This window comes from Escherichia sp. MR (genome assembly GCF_005280595.1).
Lineage (GTDB): Bacteria > Pseudomonadota > Gammaproteobacteria > Enterobacterales > Enterobacteriaceae > Escherichia > Escherichia ruysiae.
The window spans coordinates 135,484-149,523 of sequence record NZ_SZVK01000001.1 but is presented as its reverse complement, the minus strand read 5'-3'; the positions used below and the strand labels follow the sequence as shown (position 1 = coordinate 149,523).

Sequence of the window (14,040 nt, the reverse complement as noted above, 5' to 3'; positions counted from 1 at the left end):
GTGGCTGTGACAAAATAGCGCCTTTATCAGAAAACGTCTTAGCCAACCGGTGGAGAAAGCAATGCAGGATCGCAATTTTGATGACATTGCGGAAAAGTTTTCCCGTAACATTTACGGCACCACCAAAGGACAGCTTCGACAGGCTATTCTGTGGCAGGATCTCGATCGTGTGCTGGTGGATATGGAACCGCAAAAACTGCGTGTGCTGGATGCCGGTGGTGGAGAAGGACAGACCGCGATCAAAATGGCCGAACGAGGGCATCAGGTCATTTTATGCGATCTCTCCGCCCAGATGATCGACCGCGCAAAGCAGGCGGCAGACGCTAAAGGTGTGAGCGACAACATGCAATTTATACATTGCGCCGCTCAGGACGTTGCTTCGCATTTGGAAACGCCCGTTGATCTGATATTGTTCCATGCGGTGCTGGAATGGGTGGCTGATCCCCGCAGCGTATTGCAAACGTTGTGGTCAGTGTTGCGCCCAGGCGGCGTGTTGTCATTAATGTTCTACAATGCGCATGGCTTGCTGATGCATAACATGGTCGCAGGGAATTTTGATTACGTGCAGGCGGGAATGCCGAAAAAGAAAAAACGGACGCTTTCGCCAGACTATCCACGCGACCCGGCGCAGGTATATCAGTGGCTGGAAGAAGCTGGCTGGCAAATTATGGGTAAAACCGGCGTTCGCGTGTTTCATGATTATCTGCGTGAAAAGCACCAGCAGCGCGACTGCTACGAAGCATTACTTGAATTAGAAACGCGTTATTGCCGTCAGGAACCGTATATCAGCCTGGGGCGTTATATTCATGTCACCGCGCGCAAACCGCAGAGCAAGGATAAAGTATGAGTGAATTTTCCCAGACAGTCCCCGAACTGGTTGCCTGGGCCAGAAAAAATGACTTCTCCATCTCGCTGCCGGTAGACCGACTCTCTTTTCTGCTGGCGGTTGCCACGCTGAATGGCGAGCGTCTGGATGGTGAGATGAGTGAAGGCGAGCTGGTGGATGCATTCCGCCATGTGAGTGATGCGTTTGAGCAAACCAGCGAAACCATCGGCGTGCGCGCCAACAACGCGATCAACGACATGGTGCGTCAACGTCTGCTGAACCGCTTTACCAGTGAGCAGGCGGAAGGGAATGCTATATATCGTCTGACGCCGCTCGGCATCGGCATTACTGACTACTACATCCGTCAGCGTGAGTTTTCTACGCTACGTCTTTCTATGCAGTTGTCGATCGTTGCAGGCGAACTGAAGCGTGCGGCGGACGCGGCAGAAGAGGGCGGCGATGAGTTTCACTGGCACCGCAATGTCTATGCTCCGCTGAAATATTCGGTAGCAGAAATTTTCGACAGCATCGATCTAACGCAACGTCTGATGGATGAGCAGCAGCAGCAGGTGAAAGATGACATCGCTCAGTTGCTGAATAAAGACTGGCGCGCGGCGATCTCCAGCTGCGAATTGTTGCTTTCAGAAACCTCCGGTACGCTGCGTGAATTGCAGGATACGCTGGAAGCGGCAGGTGACAAATTGCAGGCTAACCTGTTGCGCATCCAGGATGCGACCATGACGCATGACGATCTGCATTTTGTCGATAGTCTGGTGTTCGATCTGCAAAGTAAGCTCGATCGTATTATCAGCTGGGGACAGCAATCTATCGACTTGTGGATTGGCTACGATCGCCACGTACACAAATTTATCCGTACTGCTATCGATATGGATAAAAACCGCGTCTTTGCTCAGCGGTTACGTCAGTCGGTACAAACCTATTTTGATGAACCGTGGGCGCTGACTTACGCTAATGCCGATCGTCTGTTGGATATGCGTGACGAAGAGATGGCGCTGCGCGACGAAGAAGTGACCGGGGAGCTTCCGCCAGATTTAGAGTACGAAGAGTTCAACGAGATCCGCGAACAACTGGCGGCGATCATCGAAGAACAGCTCGCCGTGTACAAAACCAGACAAGTACCGCTGGATCTTGGTCTGGTGGTACGCGAATATCTGGCGCAGTATCCACGTGCGCGTCACTTTGACGTTGCGCGTATTGTTATTGATCAGGCGGTACGCCTCGGCGTAGCGCAAGCAGATTTCACCGGACTGCCAGCGAAATGGCAGCCGATTAATGATTACGGAGCCAAGGTACAGGCGCATGTCATCGACAAATATTGAACAAGTGATGCCGGTTAAGCTGGCGCAGGCGCTGGCGAATCCGTTATTTCCGGCGCTGGATAGCGCCTTACGTTCAGGCCGTCATATTGGCCTCGACGAACTGGATAATCATGCATTCCTGATGGATTTTCAGGAATATCTGGAAGAGTTTTACGCACGTTATAACGTGGAGCTTATTCGCGCGCCGGAAGGTTTTTTCTATTTGCGCCCACGTTCTACCACTATTATCCCGCGCTCCGTATTGTCGGAACTGGACATGATGGTCGGGAAAATCCTCTGTTATCTCTATCTCAGCCCGGAACGGCTGGCGAACGAGGGGATTTTTACTCAGCAGGAACTGTATGATGAACTGCTCACCCTGGCTGATGAAGCGAAACTGCTGAAACTGGTAAACAACCGTTCTACCGGTTCGGACGTGGATCGCCAGAAGTTGCAGGAAAAAGTACGCTCTTCGCTCAACCGTCTGCGCCGCTTAGGCATGGTGTGGTTTATGGGGCACGACAGCAGCAAGTTCCGCATTACTGAATCGGTGTTCCGTTTCGGTGCGGATGTCCGTGCGGGCGACGATCCGCGCGAAGCCCAGCGTCGCCTGATTCGCGATGGTGAAGCTATGTCGCTGGAAAACCACCTGCAACTCAACGACGAAACTGAAGAGAATCAGCCAGATAGCGGAGAGGAAGAATAATGATTGAACGCGGTAAATTTCGCTCACTGACGCTGATTAACTGGAATGGCTTTTTTGCCCGTACCTTTGACCTTGATGAGCTGGTCACGACGCTTTCCGGCGGTAATGGTGCGGGTAAATCAACCACCATGGCGGCGTTCGTTACGGCGCTTATCCCCGACCTGACCTTGTTGCACTTTCGTAACACCACGGAAGCCGGGGCTACCAGCGGTTCGCGCGATAAAGGCCTGCACGGTAAGTTAAAAGCGGGTGTCTGTTATTCAATGCTCGACACCATCAACTCGCGCCACCAGCGCGTGGTGGTTGGTGTGCGTCTACAACAGGTTGCCGGGCGCGATCGTAAAGTTGATATCAAACCGTTTGCCATTCAGGGGCTGCCGATGTCGGTGCAGCCGACGCAACTGGTGACCGAAACCCTGAACGAACGTCAGGCGCGCGTGCTGCCGCTTAACGAGCTGAAAGACAAACTCGAAGCGATGGAAGGCGTGCAGTTTAAGCAGTTCAACTCCATCACCGATTACCATTCGCTGATGTTCGATCTGGGCATCATCGCGCGTCGTCTGCGTTCTGCTTCTGATCGTAGTAAATTCTATCGTCTGATCGAAGCCTCGCTGTACGGCGGTATTTCCAGCGCCATTACCCGTTCTCTGCGCGATTACCTGCTGCCAGAAAACAGCGGTGTGCGTAAAGCGTTCCAGGACATGGAAGCGGCGCTGCGTGAAAACCGCATGACGCTGGAAGCGATTCGTGTCACTCAGTCTGACCGTGACTTGTTCAAGCATCTGATTAGCGAAGCCACCAACTACGTGGCGGCGGACTACATGCGTCACGCCAACGAGCGCCGTGTCCATCTCGACAAAGCTCTGGAGTTTCGTCGTGAGCTACACACTTCGCGTCAGCAACTGGCGGCGGAGCAGTACAAACACGTCGATATGGCGCGTGAGCTGGCAGAGCACAACGGTGCCGAAGGCGATCTGGAAGCGGATTATCAGGCGGCCAGCGATCACCTGAACCTGGTGCAGACTGCACTGCGTCAGCAGGAAAAGATCGAACGTTACGAAGCGGATCTCGATGAGCTGCAGATCCGTCTGGAAGAGCAAAACGAAGTGGTGGCAGAAGCCATCGAGCGCCAGGAAGAGAACGAAGCGCGTGCGGAAGCCGCCGAACTGGAAGTGGATGAGCTGAAAAGCCAGCTTGCTGACTACCAGCAGGCGCTGGACGTCCAGCAAACGCGCGCGATCCAGTACAACCAGGCGATTGCTGCGCTTAATCGTGCCAAAGAATTGTGTCATCTGCCGGACTTAACCGCCGACAGCGCCGCCGAATGGCTGGAAACCTTCCAGGCGAAAGAGCTGGAAGCGACCGAAAAAATGCTCTCTCTTGAGCAGAAAATGAGCATGGCGCAAACCGCGCACAGCCAGTTTGAGCAGGCTTATCAATTGGTATTAGCAATCAACGGTCCGCTGGCGCGTAACGAAGCGTGGGAGGTCGCCCGCGAACTGCTGCGCGAAGGGGTCGATCAGCGCCACCTGGCAGAACAGGTTCAGCCGCTGCGGATGCGCTTAAGCGAACTGGAACAGCGTCTGCGCGAGCAGCAAGAAGCCGAACGCCTGCTGGCAGAATTCTGCAAACGTCAGGGCAAGAATTTCGATATCGACGAACTGGAAGCCCTGCATCAGGAACTGGAAGCGCGCATTGCTTCTCTGTCTGACAGCGTGTCTAACGCCCGTGAAGAGCGCATGGCGCTGCGTCAGGAACAGGAACAACTACAATCACGCATTCAGAGTCTGATGCAGCGTGCGCCGGTTTGGCTGGCGGCGCAAAACAGCCTCAATCAGTTGAGTGAGCAGTGCGGTGAAGAGTTCACTTCCAGCCAGGACGTCACTGAATACATGCAACAGTTGCTGGAGCGTGAGCGCGAAGCGATTGTTGAACGTGACGAAGTGGGGGCACGCAAAAACGCCGTTGACGAAGAGATTGAGCGTTTAAGCCAGCCGGGCGGCTCTGAAGATCAGCGCCTGAATGCGCTGGCAGAACGTTTTGGTGGCGTGCTGCTGTCAGAAATTTATGACGACGTTAGCCTTGAAGATGCGCCGTACTTCTCTGCGCTATATGGCCCGTCTCGTCACGCGATCGTCGTGCCGGATCTGTCGCAGATTGCCGAACAACTGGAAGGTTTAACCGATTGCCCGGAAGATCTCTATCTGATCGAAGGTGATCCGCAGTCGTTCGATGACAGCGTGTTCAGCGTTGATGAGCTGGAAAAAGCGGTGGTGGTGAAAATTGCCGACCGTCAGTGGCGTTACTCACGCTTCCCGGAAGTTCCTCTGTTTGGTCGTGCGGCGCGCGAAAGCCGCATTGAAAGCCTTCATGCTGAGCGTGAAGTGCTCTCTGAACGTTTTGCTACGCTCTCCTTTGATGTACAGAAAACCCAGCGTTTGCATCAGGCATTTAGCCGCTTTATCGGCAGCCATCTGGCGGTGGCGTTTGAGTCCGATCCGGAAGCCGAAATCCGCCAACTGAACAGCCGTCGCGTCGAACTGGAGCGGGCGTTGAGTAATCATGAAAATGATAACCAGCAGCAACGTATTCAGTTTGAGCAGGCGAAAGAGGGCGTTACCGCGCTGAACCGCATTCTGCCGCGTCTCAACCTGCTGGCTGATGACAGCCTGGCAGATCGCGTCGATGAAATCCGCGAACGTCTGGATGAAGCCCAGGAAGCCGCGCGTTTTGTTCAGCAGTTCGGTAATCAACTGGCGAAACTGGAGCCGATGGTTTCAGTATTGCAGAGCGACCCTGAACAATTCGAACAGTTAAAAGAAGATTACGCATACTCCCAGCAGATGCAGCGCGATGCCCGTCAGCAGGCATTTGCCCTGACTGAAGTTGTGCAGCGTCGTGCGCACTTTAGCTACTCCGACTCGGCAGAAATGCTCAGCGGTAACAGCGATCTCAACGAAAAACTGCGTGAACGTCTGGAGCAGGCAGAGGCGGAACGTACCCGCGCTCGTGAAGCGTTGCGTGGTCATGCAGCGCAGTTGAGCCAGTACAACCAGGTACTGGCCTCGCTGAAAAGTTCTTACGACACCAAAAAAGAGCTGCTTAACGATCTGCAACGCGAATTGCAGGATATCGGTGTGCGTGCCGATAGCGGGGCAGAAGAACGGGCGCGCATTCGCCGTGACGAACTACATGCGCAACTGAGCAATAACCGTTCTCGTCGCAACCAACTGGAAAAAGCACTTACCTTCTGCGAAGCGGAGATGGACAACCTGACCCGCAAACTGCGCAAGCTGGAACGTGATTACTTTGAGATGCGCGAGCAGGTGGTGACCGCCAAAGCGGGCTGGTGTGCAGTCATGCGCATGGTGAAAGATAACGGTGTTGAGCGTCGCTTGCACCGTCGCGAGCTGGCTTATCTCTCCGCTGATGATTTGCGTTCCATGTCGGATAAGGCGTTAGGTGCGCTGCGTCTGGCGGTAGCGGATAACGAACATCTACGCGACGTGCTGCGTATGTCGGAAGATCCAAAACGTCCGGAACGTAAAATTCAGTTCTTCGTGGCGGTTTACCAGCATCTGCGTGAACGTATTCGTCAGGATATTATTCGTACCGATGATCCGGTTGAAGCTATCGAGCAGATGGAAATCGAACTTAGCCGTCTGACCGAAGAGTTAACTTCCCGCGAACAGAAACTGGCGATCAGTTCTCGCAGCGTGGCAAACATCATTCGTAAAACCATTCAGCGCGAGCAGAACCGCATCCGTATGCTCAACCAGGGATTGCAGAACGTTTCGTTCGGTCAGGTGAACAGCGTGCGTCTGAACGTGAACGTGCGTGAAACTCACGCCATGCTGCTGGATGTCCTTTCTGAACAGCATGAACAACATCAGGATCTATTTAACAGCAACCGTCTGACCTTCTCGGAAGCCCTGGCGAAACTGTATCAGCGTCTTAACCCGCAGATTGATATGGGCCAGCGCACACCGCAGACCATTGGTGAAGAACTGCTGGATTACCGCAACTACCTGGAGATGGAAGTTGAGGTTAACCGTGGTTCCGATGGCTGGTTGCGTGCGGAATCGGGCGCACTATCTACCGGTGAAGCAATTGGTACAGGTATGTCGATTCTGGTGATGGTGGTACAGAGCTGGGAAGATGAATCACGCCGACTGCGCGGTAAAGACATTTCTCCTTGCCGCCTGCTGTTCCTCGATGAAGCAGCGCGACTGGATGCTCGTTCTATCGCCACGCTGTTTGAATTGTGTGAGCGTTTGCAAATGCAGCTCATCATCGCGGCGCCAGAAAATATTAGCCCGGAGAAAGGCACCACCTACAAACTGGTGCGTAAGGTATTCCAGAATACCGAGCACGTTCATGTGGTTGGTTTACGTGGCTTTGCGCCGCAGCTTCCAGAAACGCTTCCAGGGGCTGACGAAGCGTCTTCCCAGGCAAGTTAAGATTAAGGCGGCAGCGATGTCGCCTTTTTTCAGAAAACTCCGTTTCTGCACTAAAAAAATGCCGCATTACGGCGCGCTTTTCTTTAAACTTCTTTACATTAGGTTGTGTAAAAACGTATCGGTGTTTATATACTGAAGGTAAGCCTGATAAGTAACAGGCTTGCTCGTCATACTTTCGTGAGTATTGGCGTTGTACAGGCAAGTAGAGAAAAGCAGCCTGGCTATTCAAAGTATGATAAAAACAGGGGGCAAGGGATGTTGCTTAACATGATGTGTGGTCGTCGGCTTTCGGCAATAAGTTTGTGTCTGGCCGTAACATTCGCTCCACTGTTCAGTGTGCAGGCTGATGAGCCTGAAGTAATCCCTGGCGACAGCCCGGTGGCTGTTAGCGAACAGGGAGATGCACTGCCGCAAGCGCAAGCTACGGCAATTATGGCGGGACTTCAGCCGCTACCAGAGGGTGCGGCGGAAAACGCTCGCACACAAATCGAATCTCAATTACCCGCAGGTTATAAGCCGGTTTATCTTAACCAGCTTCAACTGCTGTATGCCGCACGTGACATGCAGCCTATGTGGGAAAACCGTGATGCGGTAAAAGCCTTCCAGCAGCAACTGGCGGAAGTGGCGATTGCCGGTTTTCAGCCGCAGTTTAATAAATGGGTAGAGTTACTGACTGATCCTGGCGTTAACGGTCTGGCACGCGACGTAGTTCTGTCGGATGCAATGCTGGGCTATCTCCATTTCGTTGCCAACATTCCGGTCAAAGGTACGCACTGGTTGTACAGCAGTAAACCTTATGCGCTCTCTACACCACCGCTCTCGGTCATTAACCAATGGCAGGTGGCGCTAAATAATGGTCAGTTGCCAACGTTTGTTGCAGGACTGGCTCCGCAGCATCCGCAATATGCCGCGATGCATGAATCTTTATTGACCTTACTCAGCGATACGAAACCGTGGCCACAACTGACCGGTAAAGCAACGCTGCGTCCTGGCCAGTGGAGTAATGACGTACCAGCACTGCGCGAGATTTTGCAGCGTACGGGAATGCTCGAAGGCGGGCCGAAAATTGCGCTCCCTGGCGATGAAACACCCGCAGATGCAGTCGTGAGTCCGTCCGCCGTTGCCGTCGAAACAGCAGAAACTAAGCCGATGGACAGGCAAACTACGGCTCGCAGTAAACCTGCGCCAGCCGTACGCGCTGCCTACGATAATGAGCTGGTGGAAGCCGTTAAACGTTTTCAGGCATGGCAAGGATTGGGAGCCGATGGCGCTATTGGTCCGGCAACGCGGGACTGGTTAAATGTAACGCCAGCCCAGCGTGCAGGTGTGCTGGCACTCAACATCCAGCGTTTACGCTTGCTGCCTGCGGAGCTTTCTACTGGCATCATGGTCAATATACCCGCCTATTCTTTGGTCTATTACCAGAACGGTAATCAGGTGCTGGACTCGCGGGTGATTGTCGGCCGTCCTGACCGCAAAACACCGATGATGAGCAGTGCTTTAAACAATGTGGTGGTGAATCCGCCGTGGAACGTACCGCCGACGCTGGCACGCAAAGATATTCTGCCGAAAGTGCGTAACGATCCGGGTTATCTGGAAAGTCATGGCTATACGGTGATGCGCGGCTGGAACAGCAAAGAAGCGATTGATCCGTGGCAGGTTGACTGGTCAACGATTACCGCCTCGAATTTACCGTTCCGCTTCCAGCAAGCTCCTGGCCCACGAAATTCGCTAGGACGGTATAAATTTAATATGCCGAGTTCAGACGCTATCTACTTGCATGACACGCCTAATCACAATCTGTTCAAGCGTGATACACGCGCGTTAAGCTCAGGGTGTGTGCGGGTGAATAAGGCATCTGATCTGGCAAATATGCTGTTGCAGGATGCAGGCTGGAATGACAAGCGTATTTCCGACGCCCTGAAGCAGGGAGATACCCGTTACGTCAATATCCGTCAGTCGATCCCGGTTAATCTCTACTACCTGACCGCTTTTGTCGGTGCAGATGGTCGTACTCAATATCGTACAGATATTTACAATTATGATCTGCCTGCGCGATCCAGCTCGCAAATTGTATCGAAAGCGGAACAATTAATCAGATAAATGAAGTAGTTCGGGTAAATCAGTTGTCGTAATAATTGGCAAAATTGGGGGCTATTCTCGCTAGCCCCCATCACTGCTGGGATTGAGTCATCTTGACGTTAGCTTTATGCGCGGTTAAGGTGCCTCTTGTGCGCCAGAAGTGCATATAAACGATAACATTGACCTGTAGACTTGATTATCATGGACAAATTCGACGCTAATCGCCGTAAACTGCTGGCGCTTGGTGGCGTTGCACTTGGTGCCGCCATCTTGCCGACCCCTGCGTTTGCGACACTCTCTACCCCACGTCCGCGTATTTTGACACTCAACAATCTCCATACCGGAGAGTCCATTAAAGCGGAGTTTTTCGATGGCAGAGGCTATATTCAGGAAGAATTGGCAAAACTAAACCATTTTTTCCGCGATTTCCGCGCGAACAAAATAAAGTCCATCGACCCAGGATTATTCGACCAGTTGTATCGCCTGCAAGGGCTGTTAGGCACCCGCAAACCGGTGCAACTCATTTCCGGTTATCGCTCCATTGATACCAACAATGAACTACGCGCGCACAGCCGTGGGGTAGCGAAGAAAAGCTATCACACCAAAGGCCAGGCGATGGATTTCCATATTGAAGGTGTCGCGTTAAGCAATATTCGCAAAGCAGCGTTATCTATGCGTGCAGGTGGTGTAGGATATTACCCACGTAGTAACTTTGTGCATATTGATACCGGGCCAGCACGGCACTGGTAACAATCGCTTAACAAAACAGGGGCAGTATGAATTATCGTATTATTCCGGTCACTGCATTCTCCCAGAACTGCTCATTGATCTGGTGTGAACAAACTCGCCTGGCTGCACTGGTTGATCCTGGCGGCGATGCGGAAAAAATCAAACAGGAAGTTGATGCCAGCGGCCTGACGCTAATGCAGATCCTGCTGACGCATGGTCACCTGGATCATGTTGGCGCGGCGGCGGAACTGGCGCAACATTACGGCGTGCCGGTTCTTGGGCCGGAAAAAGAAGATGAGTTCTGGCTGCAAGGCTTGCCTGCGCAAAGCCGTATGTTCGGTCTGGAGGAGTGTCAGCCACTAACGCCGGATCGTTGGCTGAACGAAGGCGACACTATCAGCATAGGGAATGTGACTTTACAGGTGTTACATTGCCCTGGGCATACGCCGGGTCATGTGGTCTTCTTTGATAATCAGTCAAAACTGCTCATTTCTGGCGACGTTATTTTCAAAGGCGGAGTAGGGCGTAGCGACTTCCCTCGTGGTGACCATAATCAACTGATCTCTTCGATTAAAGATAAACTGCTGCCACTGGGCGATGACGTGACATTTATTCCGGGTCACGGACCATTATCCACTCTTGGTTATGAGCGCCTGCATAATCCCTTCCTGCAAGACGAAATGCCCGTCTGGTAAAGGCGTATAAAAAAGCCCGCTTTCAATGCGGGCCTGGATTTCTGGCAAAGTGCGCTTTGTTTATGCCGGATGCGGCGCGAGCGCCTTATCCGGCCTACAAAATCGTGCAAATTCAAAATATTGCAGGGGACGCGTAGGCCTGATAAGCGTAGCGCATCAGGCAATGCTGCGTTTGTCAGCAACCTCAGCCCGCTTTCAGCGGGCTTCATTGGTTTTAACTCTTACAGCACTGCCACAATCGCTTCGCACAGCGGAGCCATGTTGTCTGGCGTCATCCCGGCTACGTTCACACGACCGGAAGCCACCGCATACACGCCAAACTCTTCACGCAGACGCAGTACCTGTTCTTTTGTCAGGCCGCTAAAGGAGAACATGCCGTTCTGTTTGATGATGAAACTGAAGTCGCGGTTTGCGCCTTTTTCCTGCAGCGTATTGACGAACAACTGACGCATACGCTGAATACGCTGGCGCATATCAGTCAGCTCTTGTTCCCAAATCGCACGTAACGCATCGTTGCTCAGGATGGTGGCAACAACCGAAGCGCCGTGTGCTGGTGGGTTAGAGTAGTTAGCGCGAATCGCCGCTTTCATTTGGCTGAATGCGCGATCAACGGTTTCACTGTCAGCAGCAACCAGAGTACAAGCGCCAACGCGCTCGTTGTACAGGCCAAAGTTTTTAGAGTAGGAACTGGCGACGATCAGTTCTTTATGCAGACCAGCGAAAACGCGCAGACCTTCAGCATCTTCTTCCAGACCGCGAGCAAAACCCTGGTAAGCGAAGTCAAACAGCGGTAACCAGCCTTTCTCAACGGAAAGCTGCGCCAGCGTTTGCCATTGCTCCAGTGTAGGATCGATACCGGTTGGGTTATGGCAACAGCCATGGAACAGCACTACGTCGCCAGCCTGAGCTTCGTTCAGGCTGTTAATCAGTGCATCGAAGTCAAGGGTGTGATTTTCCGCATCATAATAAGCGTATTCACGAACTTCCAGACCTGCAGAGTTAAAGACGCTCTTATGGTTCGGCCAGCTTGGGTTGCTTACCCACACACGCTTAACGCTGGTATTTTTTGCCAGGAAATCGGCAGCCACGCGTAGTGCGCCAGTGCCACCCGGAGTCTGTGCTGTGCGAGCACGTTTGTCATTGATCAGGGCGCTACCTTTACCAAACAGCAGTTCCTGAGTGCAGCGACCAAATTCAGGGATGCCGTCAATGCCGAGGTAGTTTTTGGTGGTTTCATTTTCGAGCAGATACTGTTCAGCCTTTTTAACGCTGGTCAGCACCGGGGTTTTGCCCGTCTCATCTTTATAGACACCAATCCCAAGGTTAATTTTGCCGGGACGTTCATCGGCACGAAACAGATCGGCCAGACCCAGAATTGGGTCGGCAGGAGCGGCGGTAATGTTCTCAAACATGACGAGGTTCCATTATGGTTACAGAAGGGAAGTCCGCTATCAGGGTAACGGGAGATTTACAAAATTCCAACTATTACTGATGAAAACGCCGACTGTTTTTGCAAGACGTGAGATTGCTCTGGAAGGCATAAAAAAAACAGGACCAAAGTCCTGTTTTTTCGGCATTTAACAAAGAGGTCTGCTATTAGAACTGGTAAACGATACCCACAGCAACGGTGTCGTCTGAACCTACGCCCAGTTTGTTGTCAGAATCGATCTGGTTGATGATGTAGTCAACGTAGGTGGACATGTTTTTGTTGAAGTAGTAGGTTGCGCCCACTTCAAAGTAGTTCACCAGATCAACATCACCGATACCTTCTACGTCTTTCGCTTTAGATTTGGTGTAAGCGATGGACGGACGCAGACCGAAATCGAACTGGTATTGTGCAACTAACAGAACGTCTTGTGTTTTGTTGGCAAAGCCGCCAGTGATCGGCGTAGCGTTACGGGTTTCACCGTAGTTTGCCGCCAGGTAGATGTTGTTTGCATCATACTTCAGGCCAGTAGCCCACTGTTCAGCTTTTTTACCCTGGCCAAGAGGCTGAGCTTCCTGCAAGTTGGTGCGGTCAGCAGCACCATAAGCACCAACGATACCAAAGCCTTCGAATTCGTAGCTGATGGAGCCGCCAACACCGTCGCCGTTAGAACGACGTGCGGTGTCACGTTCGTTTTTACCCAGGTACTGAACAGCGAAATTCAGGCCGTCAACCAGACCAAAGAAGTTGGAGTTACGGTAAGTTGCAACGCCGCCAACACGGCCAACGAAGAAGTCATCGCTGTATGCAGTGTCACCACCAAACTCTGGCAGCATATCGGTGTAACCCAGTGCATCATAAACAACACCATAGTTACGACCGTAATCGATTGAGCCAGCATCAGCAAATTTCAGACCAGCGAACGCCAGACGGGTTTTATTGCCATTTTGGGCATCGGAACCCTCAGAGTTGTTACCCTGGAAGTTGTATTCCCACTGACCGTAACCGGTCAGGTCGGAATTGATTTGAGTTTCCCCTTTAAAACCAAGACGGGCATAGGTCATATCGCCATTGCCACCGTAACTGTTTTCACCGTTACCCTTGGAAAAATAGTGCAGACCGACAGCTTTACCGTACAGATCTACTTTGTTGCCATCTTTGTTATAGATTTCTGCAGCGTTTGCAGTACCTGCTACTAACAGAGCAGGGACGATCACTGCCAGAATGTTGCGCTTCATCATTATTTATTACCCTCATGGTTTTTTTTATGACACCTGCCACTGCCGTCAATAAGTTTCGTCAATAAATATTTACGGAGCTATTGATGAAAGTTTGGTGTCTTTATGTATCTGCAGGCATCTTTCCATTCAAACTAACGTTTCGCTACCGTGAAAGTGCTACAAATATAAAGATATAGTTACAAAAAGAAAAAATATGTAACTAAAAGTAAATTTTAAGGAACTTTGTGAACGCCGTCATATTTCCATTAGACTTTAATGATATTTGCAGAGAGTTTGATCTATATATATGATTTCCTTATATTAAATTTAGCTAAACGAAAATTTTCGCTCTGATAATTTCTCTCAGTGGCTTCGCTAAAACACAGGTTCAGACGTCCAGAAAGCTAATAAGAAGTATAAAAATTGTGCTATCAGCTAAGAAATAACTAATCCGCAATAAGAATGTGGATTATTTTTTGTTCATAAATATTACGTGGAAATATTCCGTAACAGGAAGGTTGTTGTGACAGGGTTGCAAATAGATTGATTGACTTAACAAACAGATAACTTGACAGAA

General features: G+C 51.6%; 9 protein-coding genes. 7 read left to right on the top strand and 2 right to left on the bottom strand.

Annotated features, from left to right (window positions below):
- Positions 1-61: 61 nt before the first annotated feature.
- The 7 genes from cmoM to gloC all read left to right on the top strand — a co-directional run bounded on the left by cmoM (position 62) and on the right by gloC (position 10,817).
- Positions 62-847 carry a tRNA uridine 5-oxyacetic acid(34) methyltransferase CmoM gene (cmoM, locus tag FC814_RS00750; RefSeq protein WP_010344470.1) on the top strand — a complete coding sequence of 262 codons (786 nt, stop codon included), beginning with the start codon at positions 62-64 and terminating at the stop codon, positions 845-847.
- Positions 844-2,166 carry a chromosome partition protein MukF gene (gene mukF / locus FC814_RS00745; protein WP_001288859.1) on the top strand — a complete coding sequence of 441 codons (1,323 nt, stop codon included), beginning with the start codon at positions 844-846 and terminating at the stop codon, positions 2,164-2,166. Before cmoM ends, mukF begins: the two co-directional genes overlap by 4 nt.
- Positions 2,147-2,851, top strand: a complete 705-nt coding sequence (mukE, locus tag FC814_RS00740) for a chromosome partition protein MukE (RefSeq protein WP_010344468.1) — start codon at positions 2,147-2,149, stop codon at positions 2,849-2,851. The genes mukF and mukE overlap by 20 nt, the downstream gene beginning before the upstream one ends.
- Positions 2,851-7,311 carry a chromosome partition protein MukB gene (gene mukB / locus FC814_RS00735; protein WP_137325369.1) on the top strand — a complete coding sequence of 1,487 codons (4,461 nt, stop codon included), beginning with the start codon at positions 2,851-2,853 and terminating at the stop codon, positions 7,309-7,311. The genes mukE and mukB overlap by 1 nt, the downstream gene beginning before the upstream one ends.
- Before the next feature lie 255 nt (positions 7,312-7,566).
- Complete coding sequence (gene ldtD / locus FC814_RS00730; protein WP_000926032.1) at positions 7,567-9,414, top strand: L,D-transpeptidase; 1,848 nt, start codon at positions 7,567-7,569, stop codon at positions 9,412-9,414.
- A gap of 180 nt (positions 9,415-9,594) precedes the next feature.
- Positions 9,595-10,143 carry a YcbK family protein gene (locus FC814_RS00725; protein WP_001516120.1) on the top strand — a complete coding sequence of 183 codons (549 nt, stop codon included), beginning with the start codon at positions 9,595-9,597 and terminating at the stop codon, positions 10,141-10,143.
- A gap of 26 nt (positions 10,144-10,169) precedes the next feature.
- Positions 10,170-10,817: a hydroxyacylglutathione hydrolase GloC gene (gene gloC / locus FC814_RS00720; protein ID WP_001109462.1), complete on the top strand. Its 648-nt coding sequence runs from the start codon at positions 10,170-10,172 to the stop codon at positions 10,815-10,817.
- Between the two features lie 221 nt (positions 10,818-11,038).
- Here the strand turns inward: gloC and aspC are convergent, their stop codons facing one another.
- Positions 11,039-12,229, bottom strand: coding sequence for an aspartate transaminase (aspC, locus tag FC814_RS00715; RefSeq protein ID WP_032225483.1), 1,191 nt, complete (start codon positions 12,227-12,229; stop codon positions 11,039-11,041).
- Positions 12,230-12,413: 184 nt separating this feature from the next.
- Positions 12,414-13,484: a porin OmpF gene (ompF, locus tag FC814_RS00710; RefSeq protein ID WP_000977930.1), complete on the bottom strand. Its 1,071-nt coding sequence runs from the start codon at positions 13,482-13,484 to the stop codon at positions 12,414-12,416.
- Positions 13,485-14,040: the final 556 nt, after the last annotated feature.